The 17484-nt window shown below is 34.6% G+C and carries 16 protein-coding genes; 1 reads left to right on the top strand and 15 read right to left on the bottom strand.

The genetic code is table 11. The features are described from left to right. Window positions 1-13 precede the first annotated feature (13 nt). From tsaB to rpiB, 10 genes are all read right to left on the bottom strand, one after another. The gene (tsaB, locus tag OMO38_RS04700; protein WP_264749060.1) at window positions 14-694 is read right to left on the bottom strand and encodes a tRNA (adenosine(37)-N6)-threonylcarbamoyltransferase complex dimerization subunit type 1 TsaB; all 681 of its coding nucleotides are present in this window, start codon (window positions 692-694) and stop codon (window positions 14-16) included. A gap of 54 nt (window positions 695-748) precedes the next feature. Next, window positions 749-1180: a hypothetical protein gene (locus OMO38_RS04695; protein ID WP_264749059.1), complete on the bottom strand. Its 432-nt coding sequence runs from the start codon at window positions 1178-1180 to the stop codon at window positions 749-751. A gap of 31 nt (window positions 1181-1211) precedes the next feature. After that, the gene (locus OMO38_RS04690; RefSeq protein ID WP_264749058.1) at window positions 1212-1964 is read right to left on the bottom strand and encodes an SDR family NAD(P)-dependent oxidoreductase; all 753 of its coding nucleotides are present in this window, start codon (window positions 1962-1964) and stop codon (window positions 1212-1214) included. 78 nt (window positions 1965-2042) lie between these two features. After that, entirely contained in the window at window positions 2043-2414 is a 372-nt protein-coding gene (locus OMO38_RS04685; RefSeq protein ID WP_264749057.1) for a YraN family protein, read from the bottom strand. Between the two features lie 87 nt (window positions 2415-2501). After that, window positions 2502-2852: a DoxX family protein gene (locus tag OMO38_RS04680; protein ID WP_264749056.1), complete on the bottom strand. Its 351-nt coding sequence runs from the start codon at window positions 2850-2852 to the stop codon at window positions 2502-2504. A 4-nt stretch (window positions 2853-2856) separates the two neighbouring features. Beyond that, complete coding sequence (locus OMO38_RS04675; RefSeq protein ID WP_264749055.1) at window positions 2857-3786, bottom strand: S66 peptidase family protein; 930 nt, start codon at window positions 3784-3786, stop codon at window positions 2857-2859. A gap of 111 nt (window positions 3787-3897) precedes the next feature. Next, window positions 3898-4584: a LysE family translocator gene (locus OMO38_RS04670; RefSeq protein ID WP_264749054.1), complete on the bottom strand. Its 687-nt coding sequence runs from the start codon at window positions 4582-4584 to the stop codon at window positions 3898-3900. Between the two features lie 147 nt (window positions 4585-4731). Next, window positions 4732-6882: a ribonuclease R gene (gene rnr / locus OMO38_RS04665; RefSeq protein ID WP_264749053.1), complete on the bottom strand. Its 2151-nt coding sequence runs from the start codon at window positions 6880-6882 to the stop codon at window positions 4732-4734. 1 nt (window position 6883) lies between these two features. After that, window positions 6884-7906 carry a PDDEXK nuclease domain-containing protein gene (locus OMO38_RS04660; RefSeq protein WP_264749052.1) on the bottom strand — a complete coding sequence of 341 codons (1023 nt, stop codon included), beginning with the start codon at window positions 7904-7906 and terminating at the stop codon, window positions 6884-6886. 278 nt (window positions 7907-8184) lie between these two features. Next, window positions 8185-8619 carry a ribose 5-phosphate isomerase B gene (gene rpiB, locus OMO38_RS04655; RefSeq protein ID WP_264749051.1) on the bottom strand — a complete coding sequence of 145 codons (435 nt, stop codon included), beginning with the start codon at window positions 8617-8619 and terminating at the stop codon, window positions 8185-8187. 921 nt (window positions 8620-9540) lie between these two features. Between rpiB and OMO38_RS04650 the strand changes: the two genes are divergently transcribed. After that, the gene (locus tag OMO38_RS04650) at window positions 9541-10731 is read left to right on the top strand and encodes a phosphoglycerate kinase (RefSeq protein ID WP_264749050.1); all 1191 of its coding nucleotides are present in this window, start codon (window positions 9541-9543) and stop codon (window positions 10729-10731) included. Window positions 10732-11050: 319 nt separating this feature from the next. Here OMO38_RS04650 and OMO38_RS04645 read toward each other — a convergent pair whose 3' ends face one another. From OMO38_RS04645 to OMO38_RS04625, 5 genes are all read right to left on the bottom strand, one after another. Continuing rightward, window positions 11051-11407: a hypothetical protein gene (locus tag OMO38_RS04645; RefSeq protein ID WP_264749049.1), complete on the bottom strand. Its 357-nt coding sequence runs from the start codon at window positions 11405-11407 to the stop codon at window positions 11051-11053. A 538-nt stretch (window positions 11408-11945) separates the two neighbouring features. Beyond that, window positions 11946-12767, bottom strand: a complete 822-nt coding sequence (locus tag OMO38_RS04640; RefSeq protein WP_264749048.1) for a class I SAM-dependent methyltransferase — start codon at window positions 12765-12767, stop codon at window positions 11946-11948. 100 nt (window positions 12768-12867) lie between these two features. Further along, window positions 12868-14730, bottom strand: coding sequence for a tRNA uridine-5-carboxymethylaminomethyl(34) synthesis enzyme MnmG (gene mnmG / locus OMO38_RS04635; RefSeq protein WP_264749047.1), 1863 nt, complete (start codon window positions 14728-14730; stop codon window positions 12868-12870). 183 nt (window positions 14731-14913) lie between these two features. Beyond that, a complete protein-coding gene (ybeY, locus tag OMO38_RS04630) occupies window positions 14914-15321 on the bottom strand; it encodes an rRNA maturation RNase YbeY (RefSeq protein ID WP_264749046.1) in 408 nt (135 codons plus the stop codon). 4 nt (window positions 15322-15325) lie between these two features. Then, window positions 15326-17482 carry a patatin-like phospholipase family protein gene (locus OMO38_RS04625; RefSeq protein WP_264749045.1) on the bottom strand — a complete coding sequence of 719 codons (2157 nt, stop codon included), beginning with the start codon at window positions 17480-17482 and terminating at the stop codon, window positions 15326-15328. Between the last annotated feature and the right edge of the window lie 2 nt (window positions 17483-17484).

The raw sequence follows: 17484 nt of genomic DNA, 5'->3' as shown, positions 1-17484 counted from the left end.
AAAAAAGCGAAGATTAATCTTCGCTTTTTTTCTTTTTCACTCCGTGAAATTCTTTTAAATAAAAAGGTTCAAAGTAGGCAATATCTTCAAAGTCATTGCTTTTGATTTTTTCTAAACTTTTCTTAACTAAATATTTTGCAGAAGGGTAGAGGTCTTCACTAAACTCAGCATTTGGAAGCTGAAGAATCTCCTTAGCTTTTGCTGCTCCGTCGCCTACAAAAAGTACTTTTTTATCTGCAAATTCCTGAAAAGAACTTTCATCTAAAACTTTTGCTTCCGTAGGACTTAACTCTTCTCCTGAAACTCCGTCATAAACGGCAGTATAAACCTCCATTCGTCTTGCATCGACCAAAGGGATAATCAGATCGTAGTTTTGCCCTAAAAACGGCTCTTTCATACTTTCCATAGAATTTACCGCCATCAAGGGAATATTTAAGCCGTAACAAAAACCTTTCGCAGAGGCCGCGCCAATTCTCAAGCCTGTATATGAGCCCGGACCTTTGCCCAGACAGATTGCGTCCAGATCTTTTAACGAAATTTCTGCTCCCTCCAATGCCCATTCAACAAAAGAGTGAAGACTCTCTGACTGTTTATAATTTTCCGAAACTTCTTCACATACACAAAGCAACTTTTCATCATCCGAAATAGCGACTGAGCAGTTTTTTGAAGAGGTTTCGAGGTATAGTATTTTCATTTTTTCAATTCAATTTTAAAAGCAAATGAAATTGCTGAATTTGATGATGTAAATTTATAGCTTTATTTCCACACTTTGCCGGCTCCACAATTTCCATTGAAACTTGTTTTTAATCCAAATTTCGAGAAGCGATAAATTCATTTCAAAAAGTTCACTTTTATAAAACCCTGTCACTTTAATTTTTCTTCGGACGCTGAATGTATTTTTAAATTTTTTGATTTCTGAAACTCCTGTTTGTTTGATTTCTTTATAAACAACTTTTTTAGAAGAAAAATCTTTTTTAAAATCATCCAGATTCTGAATCCAGCCGTTAGAATGAGCGAAAGAAACATCCTTTTCAAAGAAATCTAAAATCTTAGAGTCATTATTCTGCATTAAAGAATCCAATCTATTTGCTTGAGAAAGCAATTGCTTTTCCTGCCTTGAATATTGTTGAGAATATCCAAAAACAAAAAACAGCTGAAAAAAGAAATAAAGAATACTCATTTTCAAATTTTCAAATTAAAAAATTTTCAACTTACCCTTTTCTATAGATCGTTCTCGGTTCACTCTGAGCGCTCGGATAGATCGTCATATCTGAAACCGTGACATGCTGCGGTGCATTTACACAGTAGGCAATTGCATCGGCGATATCTTGAGCCTTTAGAGCTTCGTATCCGGCATAGACTGTCGCTGCTCTTTCCTGATCACCTTTAAATCTGATCAGAGAAAAATCTGTCTCTACAGCGCCCGGCTGGATATTGGTCACTCTGATTCCGAATTCTGTGAGCTCAATTCTCATTCCTTCAGAAATAACGTCGACTGCTTTTTTAGTCGCACAGTACACCACACCATTGGCATAGGTCTGCCTTGCAGCCACAGAACTGATGTTGATAATCTGCCCCGAACTTCTTTCCTTCATCATAGGGATCAGCGTTTTTGAGACATATAAAAGTCCTTTCACATTTCCATCGATCATCGAGTCCCAGTCATGTGTACTTCCTGCCGATAACGGCTCTAAACCGTGCGCATTTCCTGCATTGTTGATGAGAACGTCAATATTTTTCCATTCTTCAGGAAGCGAAGCAATTGCTGTTTCAACTTCTTCTAAATTTCTAACATCAAACTTTAAACTAAATATTTCGGTATAAGCTGATAATTCTGTTTTCACAGATTCTAAAACCTCAGATCTTCTTCCGCAGATAATGATCCTGTTTCCCTGTTTTGCAAAAAGTTCTGCAGTGGCTTTTCCAATTCCGGAAGTGGCTCCGGTGATGAGTATTGTTTTCATAATCTTTTTTTGCTTTTGGCTAATAGCTTTTGGCTATTGGCTATCAATTGCTAATAGCCAGCTGCCATTAGCCATTCGCTAATTTGCATCGAATGCCTGAAAAGCATCCGGTATATGTTCTATTTCTAAATTTCCTTTTTGGTCTGGAAGGACGGAAATAATGTCAAATCTTACTTCCTGATCGCTGTTAAATTTTTCCATGAAATGATTGGCTGCCGTGACGATCAGTTTTATTTTCCCTTTTGTAACAGCTTCCTGCGGGAGAATAAAAAAATCGGTTGATCTGGCTTTCACTTCTGTTACAATAATTACATTATCTTTTTCAGAAATAATATCAATTTCAGCTTTCTGATAACGGAAATTCCGCACCAAAATTCTGTAGCCGTTTTTTATTAAATAATCCGCGGCTAAATCTTCTGCCTGCTTGCCAAGTTCATTGTGATCTGCCATTATTTTGTATGGGAATTAAGGTTTGAAAATATTGGTTTTACATGAAATGAAGGATGCGACGCTCTCAAATGATACTACTAAATTCCGTTACTTTCTGAATTGATACGCCCACCAGATCAAAACGATCTGCAACGGAAGTCTCAAAACGGTGAGCCAAAAATATTTGTGATGAATCAGATAAAACTTTCTTGCCATCTCTATATTTGCAGGAAAAACTGCAATAAATAATGCGATACAAAGGTACGCTCCAAGCTTTTGAGTTTCCGGAAATAGAAGGAGAGTTCCACACAAAATTTCTACCGCGCCACTGATGTACACCATCTGCAGATGCATCGGAATGTAGTCTGGCATAATTTTCATGAAAATCTGTGGCTTTACAAAGTGTATAATTCCGGCCAGAATCAGAGAAAATGCTAGTATAAATTTTGAGTAAAACATTATTTTATTTAAAGGTTAATGATACATTTTTTCCGGCTTTAAGAGAAACTTCTGCTCCTAAGATCAAAGGAATATTATTGTGAATATGCCCATTCGGAAAAGCAAAAACAGTAGGGAAGCTATATTTTGAAATTCTGTCTGAAATTAATTTGTAAGCAAACTCATCAAAACTTTCCTCGTACTGCTTATTTTCTTTTTCGTCACCCATATTCGTCATTCCACCGATGATTAAACCACTTATTTTTGTGAAGACTCCTGCCATTTCCAGGCTCATCATCATTCTGTCTAGCGCATAGAAATTTTCGCCAATATCTTCTATAAATAAAATTTTATCTTTAAAGTCAAAAGAATATTTGGTTCCTAAAAGCGCATAAACTAAGGCTAAATTTCCGCCAACCAGTTCACCTTCTACATTTCCTTCTTTGTTATAATGATTTGATTTCAAAGTGTATTTTAAAGGTTTACCTTTAAGAATATTAAACGTTAAGTCATAACTTTCATCAGTCACTCCGAAACTTGAAGTTTTAACAGTTTGTCCGTGAATAGAGGCAAAACCCTTTTTCAGTAAATAACTTTGGATCACTGTATTATCAGAATATCCAATGTACCACTTTGGATTTTTGCTAAATTGTTTTAAATTTAAGTTTTCAATTAAATGCTGACAGCCATAACCACCTCTTGACGCCCAGATTGCAGAAATTTCAGGATCATTCAAAGCCCAATTAATATCTTTCGTTCTCTGTTCTTCAGTTCCGGCATAATTGTATCCGTTCGAATATTTGGTGTAAAGATTTTCGCCCAAAACAGGTTCAAAACCTTTGCTTTTTATCAAATTTATTCCCTTTTCAAGCTGAGAAGGTTCCACTGCTCCGGCAGGAGAAATAACGGCAATTTTATCGCCTTTCTTAAGTGATTTTGGAAATATTTTTTTCATCTGTATTTTTGTTGTTTTTTATAAATCATCTGCAATCGCTAAAACGTTGTGAATACTTATTTCTTTAAGTCACTGCGATTGTAATTGATGTTTTTAATTGAATTAAATTGATCAGTGACTTTTCTTATATTTTAATTCTTTCTTTTCTGCTTCTTCCAGCTTTTTATCAAATTGATTAAATTTTTTGAAACTTTGGAGGAAAATAAAAAAACTAAATAAAATCAAAACGCATCCTACTCCTCGTCTGATATTATTGGCTAATTTTTGAGTTAATCTGTCATGAAACTGTTTGGCCAGAAAGATCTTCATAAAATCAATCATCAGATAGGTAGCAAGAACTAATCCGAGGTAAAGAATCATATTTCCTGTATCAGGATATTGATTTCTTACTCCTATGACGGTTACCAGCCAAAAAAGGACAACTCCCACATTCAAAAGATTTAAAAGAAAACCGTTGAGGAAGGTTCTAAAATAATTCTGACTGATAATTTTTTCTTCTCCAGGCAAATGCATTTTGGTTTTGGTGACCAACATAACAATACCGTAGGAAAGAATAAGAATGGATGTGATTCTATAAAAACCAGGGTGTTTATCGATAAGATTAACGATGTCTGCACTCGCGTAATATGCTGCTATAATGCACAATAAATCTGCTGTGATGACACCAAAATCTAGTGCTAAAGCATGTCTGGGACCTCTTGTAAAACTGGTTTCAATTAAGAGGAAAAAAATAGGACCAATGAAAACCAAGCTTAACATAAAGCCCAGACCCACGGCCGATAATACAAGTTCAAACATTCAAATTGTTTCTATCCCAAATTTAAAAATTATATTTCTATTTGCCCGCAAAAATGATTTTTTTAAGCAGAAATTGTATTTTAAAAACTTTTTTAAACTAAAAAGACTGCCACATAGGACAGTCTTTTATTAATTCTATATTGAAATTTAATCAACAATCTTAAAATCCAGTTGCTTTTGAATTAAATTGGCTTTCACTACTTTAATCTGAACTTCTTCACCCAACTGAAATCTTCTGCCTGTTCTTGAACCGTAAACTGCATGTGTAGACTTATCATACGTGTAAGAATCATCCATCAGATCACGTAATTTAATCAGACCTTCAGCGCCGTTTTCAGGAATTTGTACCCAGAAACCAAACTCAGCCACTCCGGAAATAACACCTGTGAAGGTTTCTCCCAAATGCTTTTCCATGAATTTTACCTGCATAAATTTGATCGAGTCTCTTTCTGCATCGGCTGCCAAACGTTCTCTTGCACTGCAATGCTTTGCTTTTTCTTCCAGTTCATTTCTATCCGGAGATTTTCCGCCATCCAGATAATGCTGAAGTAATCTGTGCGCCAATAAATCGGGATAACGACGGATAGGAGAGGTAAAGTGCGAATAATAGTCGAACCCAAGACCATAATGACCAATCGGTTCGGTAGAGTAAACTGCTTTACTCATACTTCGCATCGCCAAAGTTTCAATCATGTTTTCTTCCCCTTTTCCTTTAACTTCAGAAAGTAAATTATTCAGAGATTCGGCAACTTTTTTGGTGTTGGCCAAATCCATTTTATATCCGAAAGTTGAAACAAAATCTCTCAAAGCCTCTAATTTTGCAGGATCCGGATCATCGTGAACTCTATAAATAAAGGTATTTCCGTTAGGTCTTCCTTTTTTAAGCGAAACAAATTCGGAAACTTTTCTGTTCGCCAAAAGCATGAATTCTTCAATTAAATGATTTGAGTCTTTGCTGACTTTAAAATAAACCCCAATCGGCTCGCTTTTTTCATTTAAATTAAATCGAACTTCGCTTCTGTCAAAAGTAATCGCACCATTTTTTATTCTCTGGTCACGCATAATTTTTGCCAGTCTGTCAAGCGTTAGAATTTCTTCTGTTAAATCGCCTTCCTGAGTCTCGATTCTTTCCTGAGCTTCTTCGTAGGTGAATCTTCTGTCTGAATGAATCGCAGTTCTACCGAACCATTCTTTTACCACTTCCGCTTTATCGTTCATCTCAAAAACTGCAGAAAATGTAAATTTATCTTCGTTTGGACGTAAAGAACAGACATCATTACTCAAAACCTCAGGTAACATCGGCACCACACGGTCCACCAAATACACAGAAGTTGCTCTTTCATACGCTTCATCATCCAGCATCGTTCCCGGAACTACATAGTGAGAAACGTCGGCGATATGTACCCCGATTTCCCAGTTTCCGTTTTCCAGTTTTTGTATTGACAGGGCATCATCAAAGTCTTTTGCATCTTTCGGATCAATTGTGAATGTGCAGATTTTACGCATATCTCTACGCTTTGCAACTTCTTCATCCGTCACTCTTCGGTCGATTTTATCGGCATCTGATTCCACTTCTTCAGGGAAATTGTATGGTAAGCCATATTCTGCCAATATAGAGTGAATCTCTGTTTCGTGCTCGCCTGGTGCGCCGAGAACTTTTATAATTTCACCGTCAGGATTTTTGTCTCCCGCTTTCCATTCCAGCATTTTTACAACGACTTTATCGCCGTTTTCTGCACCGTTAATTTTACCTTTTGGTATAAAAATATCAGTGTTAATTGTTTTTTTGTCACAAACTACAAATCCGAATTCCTTGTGGGGTACCAATTGGAAAGTTCCTACAAACTCTGTACGGTTTCTTTCTAAAACTTCAAGCACAGAGCCTTCCATTTTTTTACCTTTAAAATTGTAGGTTACGATCAGTACTTTATCTCCCTGTAAAGCGTCTTTCACGTTTTTAGCATGAACGAAAACATCGTCTTTCAAATTCTCAACAGTAACATAGGCATTTCCACTTTGATTAAAGTCGATCACACCCGTCAAAGTTCCTTCAATATTAAGATTAATGCTGAATTTACCTTTCTCAGTTTCCTTGATTCTCTGATTCGCCAAAAGCTTGTGCAAAGATTGGATCACCAACTCACGCTGTCTCGGATTTTTATAATCAATTCCGTCTGAAATCTGTTTGTAGTTATAAATTTTTGTTTGGTTCTGATTCATGAAACGGAGAATTAATCTTCCTATTTCCATGAGTTTTGAGTCATTTTTCTGACTTATGTATTTATTTTTTTTTGGCATTTTATTCTTTTAAATTTTTAATATAATTATCAAATTTCTCTGATAATTCTTCATTATTTGGTAATAGCTTTTGATAATTTTTTGGAAGCTTTTCTGAGGTTGAATACGTAGCAATTCCTATTGGCAAATTGCTTGATTTCAATGAATATTCTACGATGGTACGGTCTTTACTTTTGCAAATAATAATCCCAATAGCTTCATTCTCGTGGGACAATTTTACTTTGTCATTCAGAAGATTCAGATAAAATTCCATCTTACCTTTATATTCCGGTAAAAATTCCCCTACTTTCAATTCTATCGCAACAAGACTTTGTAGCCTCCGATGAAACAGCAATAGGTCAATGAAATATTCTTTGTCAGACACAGCAACTTTATACTGGTTTCCGATGAAAGAAAAATCACTGCCGAGCTCAAGTAGAAATCCTCGGATATTTTGAATTAATTTAATTTCTAATTCTTTTTCAGAATGTTCTTCTTCAATCCCCAGAAAATCAAAAATATATTCGTCTTTGACTGAGAGAATTGCTTGATTTTTTATCTTCTCAGGTAAAGTCTCATCAAAATTGGTTTGGTTGACAAGATATTTTTCAAATGTTTTATTTTCAATCTGGTGAATGAGAACATTTTTTGTCCAACCAAATTTTCTGGTGGAAAGAATATAAAACTCTCTTTCTTTTGGATCCTTACATTTTTTTAAAATTGTAATATGTTTAGTCCAGCTAATTTCTCGTACCAATGGTACGAGATTTATATCTGACTGATATTCAGAATAAAACTGAGCCATCAACCACAAATTTCCAACCGAAAAACCTCCAACTCCAGGAAATTCTTTTTGCAATTCATTAGATAATGTAGCTACAACAGATTTTCCCCAGTTTTCTGTCTGGCTCTCCGATATTGATTTCCCAATCTCCCAATACAGGCTGATCAAGGCAACATTCACCGCCTTCATCGCTTCGTACTGTGCATTTCTTACTTTAGTTTTAATTTCAGAAATGAATTTTATTTGAGAATTTTCTAACATTGATGTTCTACACTCTACAGTTATGGAATCACTTTTATACGGTAAATTACTCTGTAGTTTTTATTTTTTTAAATGAAATTTTCGCTTAAAATGAAAATTTTAGTTGTATAAATTTAATACAAAAAAGGAGAAGTGGGAGGAAAACCTTTCAATAAATATCTAAATTATTTTCAGGCATTAGAATGGAATAAACAGATTGGTAATTTCTGTCTGATGATGCAAATATAAGAAATAAAAAATAAATAAGGCTTGCAAACTGAATTACAAGCCTTTATGTTTTAGCAGAATGCTATTTTATCAACTCTTGTCTGGTGTCTTCCACCTTCAAAATCTGTAGAAAGAAATCTGTTTGCAATTTCAATAGCAACTTCCTTAGAAATAAATCGCGCAGGGATAGAAATCATATTTGCATCATTATGCTGTCTTGCCAGTTCAGCAATTTCTGGCATCCAACACAATGCACATCTGATTTTCTGATGCTTGTTGGCAGTAATCTGCACTCCGTTTCCACTTCCGCAGATTAAAATTCCCAGTTCATTTTCGCCATTCTCTACTGATGTCGCAGCAGGATGCACAAAATCCGGATAATCAACGCTGTCTGTAGAAAAAGTTCCAAAATCCTGAACTTCAAAGTTTTCTTCCAAATGTTTTTTCAGAATTTCTTTATACTCAAAACCTGCATGGTCTGCGGCAATAGCTATTTTTCTTTTCATTTCTACTGTATATCTATTGTTATTAAAATCTTCATACAAAGTTACGTTAAATCCGAAATAATCTTCTCTGTTCAGTACGATTTATATCAATATTTAAGATTAGACAAAAAGATAAAATTTTAACAGCCTTATTAGGAGGTAAGCATTCATCTTTAAATTTTCAACTGCAGAAATCGTTTTTCACTCATTTGAAATGATTAAAAAATTGTTTCCCTTCAAACTCAGATGATCGAAAATGCAAAATTTTCATTTGTCAAAAAAACGAATTTAATCTATATCTAATATAATACATTGATTTTCCGTGTATTACAATTAGTTTAAAAAAGAAATATACAGTTACTCACAAAATGTGATTTATCTACTCATAAAGTGTGAAAAGCATTGTGAATAACTGTGGAAAACTTTTTTAAACTAAATATTTCCTAATCCAATTAAAACATTACTAAAAGTTGCCTCCAAATATATCGGCTAAAACTTCAAAAAACTTTCCTGTCAGAAATCTGGCATTTCTCCATAATCAAGAAACTAATATTTACCATTGTTCAAAAGTTACTAATATTTGTGAGTAAGTCTAAAATTTATCAGACGTTCAACCATTTACGTTGTTAATTAAATATGAATTGAATTCAAACTGTATGTTATGAAGTTTTAACAGGAAAGTTATCCCCGAAACTCACAACACTCAACAACAACTATCATTCTTTTTTTTATATATAAAGAAATTAATGTTGATTAGTGTGTGGTGGGTTTGTGGGAAGTTTTTTGAAAACTTTTGTCTCTTTGAATCTTTTGCAAAAGTTTAAAATCTTACATTTGTGAAACAAAAATTTAGAAAATATTGACGAATCCAAATGAATTCAGATCAGAAAAAAACTAATTCAGAAAAACGGTTTCAAAAAAGAAAAAATATTAAATCAGCATATGAAAACAATCAGTGATTTCAATTTTAAAGATAAAAAAGCTCTTGTACGAGTTGACTTTAATGTACCTCAGGATGACCAGCTAAAAGTTACAGACAATACAAGAATTTCTGCAGTAAAACCAACGGTTGAGAAAATCCTTAAAGACGGTGGTTCTGTAATTTTAATGACTCACCTGGGAAGACCAAAAGGAGAAGTTAAAGATGAATTTTCTTTAAAGCACATTGTTGAGGAAGTTTCAAACGTTCTTGGTCATCAGATTAAATTTGTAGAAGAATCAATAGGAGAGAAGGCTGAACAGGCTGCAGCAGATCTTCAGCCGGGAGAGATTCTACTGTTAGAAAATTTACGTTTTCATAATGAAGAAGAGAAGGGCGACGAAGCCTTTGCCGAGAAGCTTTCTAAATTAGGTGATGCCTATGTGAATGATGCTTTTGGTACAGCACACAGAGCACATGCTTCAACTGCAGTTATCGCTAATTATTTTACTTCAACTAAATTTTTCGGTTTACTAATGGCTAATGAACTGAAAGCTATAGATAAAGTTTTAAAAAGCGGTGAAAAGCCTGTTACAGCGATATTGGGAGGCTCTAAAGTTTCAACTAAAATTACCATTATAGAAAATATCTTACCTGCAGTTGATAATTTAATCATCGGTGGAGGTATGGCTTTTACATTCATTAAAGCTCTTGGAGGTAAAATTGGAAATTCATTAGTAGAAGAAGATAAATTGCCATTAGCATTGGAAATTTTAGGAAAAGCGAAGGAGCACAATGTAAAAGTGTATCTTCCTTCAGATACTGTGATTGCTGATAGTTTCAGTAACGAAGCAGAAAGAAAAGAAGCAGATATCTATGAAATTCCTGAAGGTTGGATGGGAATGGATGCTGGTCCAAAATCTCGTGAGCAGTTCAATGATGTTTTATTAAACTCAAGAACAATACTTTGGAACGGTCCAATCGGTGTATTTGAAATGTCTAATTTCTCAGCTGGTACAGTAGCTTTGGGTGAAAGCATTGCAGAAGCAACTAAATTGGGAGCTTTCTCATTAGTAGGAGGTGGGGACAGTGTAGCTTTCGTTAAACAGTTTGGCTATGCTGATAAGGTAAGTTATGTTTCTACTGGCGGTGGAGCAATGTTGGAGAGTTTGGAAGGCTTGGAACTTCCAGGTATTGCTGCAATTAACAAGTAAAATTTTCTACATTAAAATATATAAGACCTCTGATTTTTCAGAGGTTTTTGTGTTACTGATAGTCCTGTATTTTTGCTCTGAAATATCCTTTAGCATAGTATTCAACAGGTTTCGAAAATGTCTTTTCATCGACACATTTGAATTCTACAAAACCGTAATTACTGTCGTTTTTTTTATAATTTTCCCCATTTAAGATCAATCGACTAAAGCTGAATTTAAGATCCGGGCTGTTGAAACTTGAAGGTCCTGCATCCGAAAATGAAGTATATTTAATTTTGTATTTTTTTTTAAAAACTGAAATACTGAATCCATTTCCGGTTTAGCCATCCGAGTTAACCACATTAATTTTGAGTGTATCAGATTTCAAGTAATGTGCACTGCAAATTCTGTTCTTTGCAAACGAATTGTTTGGAATGTCTAGTGTATCCTTGAGGTCGATTTTTTCATCTGCCAGAAATATGATATTATTTGTTTTAGTCTGTAGAGTATTGCTATCAAATAGAATTGAAAATTCTTTTTCAAATAACATCTTTTTCAAATTTACATTACGTTGTATGTCTGAACTTATTTCGAAGGTTTGCCATTGCTCTGTTTCCATATTCTCGTTTTCATTTTTTAAATTACTGCATGAAATAATGAAAATACTTAGGGCCATAACTAGAGAATTAGTTTTCATTCAAAAATGAATTTTCACAATTAATATCATTTATCACTCAGTATAAAAATAATAAAATTGTAGGTTACTCCGGTTAAATTTTTCAAAAGGTTAAAAAAATGGCTTTCACAATTACCGAAAAAATGTAAAATCTAAAATTTTCCTAGGCTAACGTTGTATTTTTGATTTGAGTTTAAAAATGCTGTGTTTTTGTGATAATTACTTTTGAGAAATTCATTTTTTCCGAAAATTGGTGTTTCTGATAATGAATTTATTTCAGTTAAAAATTTTATGTGGAGTTTATAATTTTTAATTTTCAACTGATGATATTTTTCATCGACAAAAATAATATCATTAAGTTAGATTCAAGTAAATCATAATTTCACACAAATTGAAAAATTGAAACTCAAATGAATATAAAAATTTTAGTATTTCAAATTAGTACTATGATCAAACGGAAAATAAAAAATGAAAAACTCAGAAATATTTCTGAGTTTTTTGCTTTTTATGACGAAATGTGTGAAAATTGGCTTTCAGAAATGGTTTAAAAATCCATTTTCTACTTTTTTTCGATAATGTATATCAAACTTGAAAATTCATTGGAAAATAATGCTTTTACGTTAGAAATCGTTCCATAGAAGGTTGCTTTAAGCCAAAAAAGTGGTGATTTCTTATATTTTTCGCTCAGCATTGAGATGTAATACGAGTCTAAAACCAAAGGTTTGATTTTCCTCATTTTCCAATTGGGTTTCCTTGAAATTAAATTTTCCATTCCTCTTTTTGAGAAATGATATACATGTCTCGGAACATCATATGCTGCCCAATATTCTTTATAATGTTTTGCATCGTACGAAGTAGGGTTGGGGACGGCGATAATCAGCAGTCCTTTTTCTTTTAATTTTTTATTGAAAATTTCAAGCATCTCATCCTGATTTTCTACGTGCTCGAATACATGCCAAAGTGTAATGGCGTCTAAGCTATAATCTTCAATCGTATTGATATCATCAAGAATAGTAGCTTTAAAAATCTTTGACCTTGCTGCTTTTCTTGCATCAGAGTCGGGTTCAAATCCGTACGTGTTGAAATCATTCTCTATATATTTTACAAATTCTCCGGCTCCACAGCCGTAATCTAAAACTCGTGAACCTTTCTTGATCCTGTCTAAAAGAATTGTTTTTTTATACTGTAAATTGAATGACTGTAAGAATTTATATAATTTTTCTTTCAGACTTCCAGAATCCTGATGGTGCGAAATATAGTCTTCACTTTCATAATATTTTGAAATATTAGATGGAATGGGAGTAGTTTTAAAAACTCCTTTTGTATCTGTCTCTTCAATTTCAAATATTTCCTGAGAAAGAAAATGATCTTTTATTTTCATTTTTTCTTATTGTATTTTAAAAATAAAGGTATTCAGAAAGGTTTTAAAGCCTCTAAATACCCTTGTTTATTGTAGATGTTTCACGTGAAACATATTTGATTTATCGCCCTAAATACACCATTAAAACGTTAATATCGGCAGGTGAAACACCGCTTATTCTGCCAGCCTGTGCTAACGTTTTTGGACGGACTTTGTTCATTTTTTGCTTTGCTTCAGAAGAAAGGCTTGCTATCTTAATATAATCAAAATCTTCAGGAATCTTTACATTTTCAAGTCTGTTTAACTTGGCAACATTTTCTTTCTCCTTCTCAATGTACCCTTTATACTTGATATTTACTTCTGCCTGTTCCCTCACTTCATCACTGAATTGCGATGTGAATTCTTTGATCGAATCGATTTCATCCAGTTTATCCAATGTAATATTAGGTCTGGTTAAGAATTGAGAAGCTCTGTACGCCTGATCTACAGGATTACTTTCAATACTTTCTAAAATAGGATTAATAATACCAGGTTTTAAAGAAGTTTCTCGAAGATAGGTTTCAAGTTCCTGACTTTTAGTGATTTTCTCTTCAACTTTCTTTAATCTTTCTTCTTTTGCCAAACCTAGATTGTATGCTTTTTCTGTTAATCTGATATCTGCATTATCCTGTCTCAAAAGCAATCTGTATTCAGCTCTTGAGGTAAACATTCTATATGGTTCTTCAGTACCTTTTGTAATCAAATCATCGATTAGTACACCAATATATGCTTCATCTCTATTTAAGATAAATTCATCCTTTTCGTGAACCTTATTGTGAGCATTGATCCCTGCCATCAATCCCTGTCCGGCTGCTTCTTCATAACCTGTTGTACCATTAATCTGGCCGGCAAAATATAAATTATCAACCAGTTTCGTCTCTAAAGTATGCTTTAGCTGAGTAGGAGGGAAGTAGTCATATTCAATAGCATAGCCTGGTCTGAATACCTTTACATTTTCAAATCCTGGAATATGTTTCATAGCTTTGATCTGTACATCTTCAGGTAGAGAAGAACTGAAACCGTTTACGTAGATTTCGACTGTTCTCCAGCCTTCAGGTTCTACGAAAAGCTGGTGTCTGGTACGCTCAGCAAAACGGTTGATCTTATCTTCAATACTTGGACAGTATCTTGGTCCTAAACTTTGAATAGTTCCGTTGAACATTGGGCTTCTATCAAAACCTTCACGTAAGATGTCATGAACTGCTTCGTTGGTGTAAACAATATGACAGCTTAATTGTTTGGTTAATTTAGGACTGTCTAAATAACTGAATTTTTGAGGATTTTCATCCCCTTTCTGTTCTTCCATTTTAGAATAGTCAAGGCTTCTTCCATCTACTCTCGGTGGAGTTCCTGTCTTCATTCTGCCTGCTTCAAAGCCTAGAGAAACCAATTGCTCGGTTATTCCGAAGGCTCTAGGTTCGCCCATTCTTCCCCCGCCCAATTGTTTATCTCCGACGTGGATTAAACCGTTCAGGAAAGTACCGTTGGTAAGGACTACAGCGTTTGCTCTGATCTCAATTCCAAGAGAAGTTACTACACCAACTGCTTTATTATTTTCTATAATTAAGCTCTTCACCATATCCTGAAAGAAATCGAGATTGGGAGTATTTTCTAATGCATAACGCCATTCTTCTGCGAACAGCATTCTGTCATTCTGTGTTCGTGGCGACCACATTGCAGGACCTTTAGAAAGATTCAGCATTTTAAACTGTATCGCAGATTTGTCTGCAATAATTCCGGAGTAACCTCCCATTGCATCGATTTCTCTTACGATCTGTCCTTTGGCAATTCCACCCATTGCCGGGTTGCAGCTCATCTGTCCGATGGTCTGCATATTCATTGTAACCAATAAAGTTCTGGAACCTAAATTGGCAGCAGCAGCAGCAGCTTCGCAACCAGCGTGACCTGCACCTACTACAATTACATCATATATTTCTGAAATCATTTTAATTGCTTGTTTAAGCCTTAAATTTTTAAATTCTGTGTAAATGTTTCACGTGAAACATTGTATCGAAATAGGGCTTTAAATCGCCTCTATACCGAAGTTTTAGCCCCGATGGCAGCATTTGTTTGAGCTCTTTTTTCTTTGAAAAAGAAAAAAGCGAGTGCGGACAGCGGGAAATAGCTCCTAATTATATCTTGCAATATAAAAGTCTTCTTTATTTCGCATTTCCTTTTCTTGTTCTTCAGACTTATCTTTATAACCACATAAATGCAGAATACCGTGAGCCAAGACTCTTCTTAATTCTTCTTCGTAGTTTTTGGATAGGGTAAAAGCGTTGTCTGAAATACGCTGCAAAGATACGAAAATCTCTCCGCTTATCGTTTTGCCTTTTACAGAATCGAAAGTGATGATGTCTGTATAATAATCGTGCTGCAGATAATCCTGATTGATTTTGAGTAAATACTCATCATCGCAGAAGATATAATTGATGTCGCCTAATTTTTTTTCTTCTGAAAGAATGATTTCCTCCAGCCATTTTATGTAATCTGTATTTACAGATTCTGCCAGGTTTTCGTAAAAGAACTGTATCATTGTTTTAAAACCAGTGTCCTAGAATAACACTGAATATACCTTTTTGATTATTTTTAAGTGAATGGCTGAAGTTGAATTTAATCTGCCCGAAAGGAGATTTGTAACCAGCCGTCATTCCTAAAGAACTGTAATTTACTTTTACCGCGTCTTCGAAACTGATGTCATCCGAAAGATTGGCAAAAGAGAAATTTCCGCTCAGGAAGAAGTTTTTATTAAATTTAAACTGAATATCATTTGAAATCAATGCAACATTGTTGCTGTTCAACTGAGCAAAGTAGAAGCCGTTGAAAGTTTTGAAATTGATTACATTCTGTTCGAAAATTCCACCCAATCTGTACTGATAGAATGATGGAAGATTATCACCGATCGTTATTCCACCATACAGATTAAGATGATAGCTGAACTGTCTTGAGAGAGGAATGTTAATTCTAATATCAGCTTTGACCTGAACCACTCTTTTCTCTACTTCAGATTTCAGGAGATCGATAACTTTTCCTTCAGCGTTTAGATAGAATCCTCGGCGGGGAAAGTCTTTATCATCCTGAGTATCGCTTTTCAGAAACACATACGGATTGATGAAACGATTGTATCTTTTGTTGGTGCCATTCATTTCGGCTTCAAAATAATCATGGCTTAAGCCTGCTCCTACAGCATACTTATCTTTCCAAATGGATTGAATATAGACTTCATTTCTCAGCCACTGCCATTTATCGATGTTGATGTTGTCGTTTCCTTTTAAATCAAAACTCATCCCGGAAGAGTAAAAACCGAACCCAGGAATGTAGCCGTTATCGACAAAATAATTCAGATAAAATCTGGGTTTGTCGCCCACGACAAAATCTAGTGAGAGATTTGAATTTTTAAACAGTAATCGTTTCGCAGAATAATTCAGCAGTAATCCTGTTTTGAAAATCTCGTCATAGTGTAATCCAAATTTTAAGAAATGCCTGGCATCATCTTCGGTTACGTATAATTTGAGGTAATTGATATTATTTTCTGTCGCAATATCATAGTTGATGAAGCGGTAGTTATTAGTGGCAACTAATTTGTCAATTCCTTTATTCACACTTCCATAGGTCTGCATCGAAGGAAGACGAAGTCCCATCTTTCCTAAAACATAGTTTTTACCGTATATTTTGCTTCCAATTAAGTCAATGCTGTCAATCTTATAGACGTTGGAATAAATCGGATTTACGGGCTGTCTGAGACGGTCAAAAGAACGTTTTGGCAGATTATCCATAATATCTGCATATTTCAGACCTTCCACGAACCCGCTGTCAAGAATTTTCTTCTTATCATCATAGCTCGTAGCAGTCATTCCTTTTAAATTCGGTTTGATATTGATGTCGGTAAATTTGTATTGGCGTCTGGTATCTTTCTGAATTCCGAAGTCAATAACCTGATTTAGGATTGAAATAATATTATTTAAATCTTCTCTTTTTGAAAGATCCTGATTTAAATCTACACCTATGACGATATCAATACCTTTATCTTTTAAAGGTTTTGAAGGATAGTTAACCGTCATTGCGCCATCAATGTAAATGCTGTCACCTATTTTTACAGGATCCATAAGTGAGGGAAACGCCGAGCTCGCCATAATCGACTGCACCAAATCTCCTTTTTCGAAGATCTGCATATTGCCACTTTCTAAATTCGTAGCGACACACATAAAAGGAATTGGCAGCTTTGAAAAATCTTCAATCGTTGAAACATTTTTAAAAAGTTCTTTCAAAAGATAGACATTCTTCTGTCCTGAACTGATAGAGGAGGGGAGATTAATTTTCCCGTTTTTTAAAGGAATTGATAAAAGATATTTGTCAACTGATTTATTGTAGAATGTACTTTCGGTACGTGATTTCGGATCTCTGATTAAAGAATAGAAATCGGTGTCCATCACAATTTTCTCAATGTCTTTTCCCGTGTATCCGGAAGCGTATAATCCACCGACAATTGCTCCCATACTTGTTCCTGAAACATAGTCTATTTTTACGCCTAAAGAATCTAAGACTTTTAAAACTCCCACATGGGCAAATCCTTTCGCTCCACCTCCGGCTAAAGAAAGTCCGATCTTTGGATTTTTTGGGATGACCAAATCCTTTTTCACCTGCGAATGAACGATAAGCAATTGAAAAGCAAATAAAAGAACGAGGAGTTTCTTCATAA

Origin of the sequence: Chryseobacterium kimseyorum, from assembly GCF_025971945.1 — a bacterium.
Taxonomy (GTDB): Bacteria; Bacteroidota; Bacteroidia; order Flavobacteriales; family Weeksellaceae; genus Chryseobacterium; species Chryseobacterium kimseyorum.
Note: the sequence above shows the minus strand (reverse complement) of the source record. Positions and strands in the feature narration are given on the sequence as shown.

Coding starts and splice junctions, on each gene's coding strand:
- tsaB (WP_264749060.1), bottom strand. CDS start 694: ATGAAAATACTATACCTCGAAACCTCTTCAAAAAACTGCTCAGTCGCT.
- OMO38_RS04695 (WP_264749059.1), bottom strand. CDS start 1,180: ATGAGTATTCTTTATTTCTTTTTTCAGCTGTTTTTTGTTTTTGGATAT.
- OMO38_RS04690 (WP_264749058.1), bottom strand. CDS start 1,964: ATGAAAACAATACTCATCACCGGAGCCACTTCCGGAATTGGAAAAGCC.
- OMO38_RS04685 (WP_264749057.1), bottom strand. CDS start 2,414: ATGGCAGATCACAATGAACTTGGCAAGCAGGCAGAAGATTTAGCCGCG.
- OMO38_RS04680 (WP_264749056.1), bottom strand. CDS start 2,852: ATGTTTTACTCAAAATTTATACTAGCATTTTCTCTGATTCTGGCCGGA.
- OMO38_RS04675 (WP_264749055.1), bottom strand. CDS start 3,786: ATGAAAAAAATATTTCCAAAATCACTTAAGAAAGGCGATAAAATTGCC.
- OMO38_RS04670 (WP_264749054.1), bottom strand. CDS start 4,584: ATGTTTGAACTTGTATTATCGGCCGTGGGTCTGGGCTTTATGTTAAGC.
- rnr (WP_264749053.1), bottom strand. CDS start 6,882: ATGCCAAAAAAAAATAAATACATAAGTCAGAAAAATGACTCAAAACTC.
- OMO38_RS04660 (WP_264749052.1), bottom strand. CDS start 7,906: ATGTTAGAAAATTCTCAAATAAAATTCATTTCTGAAATTAAAACTAAA.
- rpiB (WP_264749051.1), bottom strand. CDS start 8,619: ATGAAAAGAAAAATAGCTATTGCCGCAGACCATGCAGGTTTTGAGTAT.
- OMO38_RS04650 (WP_264749050.1), top strand. CDS start 9,541: ATGAAAACAATCAGTGATTTCAATTTTAAAGATAAAAAAGCTCTTGTA.
- OMO38_RS04645 (WP_264749049.1), bottom strand. CDS start 11,407: ATGAAAACTAATTCTCTAGTTATGGCCCTAAGTATTTTCATTATTTCA.
- OMO38_RS04640 (WP_264749048.1), bottom strand. CDS start 12,767: ATGAAAATAAAAGATCATTTTCTTTCTCAGGAAATATTTGAAATTGAA.
- mnmG (WP_264749047.1), bottom strand. CDS start 14,730: ATGATTTCAGAAATATATGATGTAATTGTAGTAGGTGCAGGTCACGCT.
- ybeY (WP_264749046.1), bottom strand. CDS start 15,321: ATGATACAGTTCTTTTACGAAAACCTGGCAGAATCTGTAAATACAGAT.
- OMO38_RS04625 (WP_264749045.1), bottom strand. CDS start 17,482: ATGAAGAAACTCCTCGTTCTTTTATTTGCTTTTCAATTGCTTATCGTT.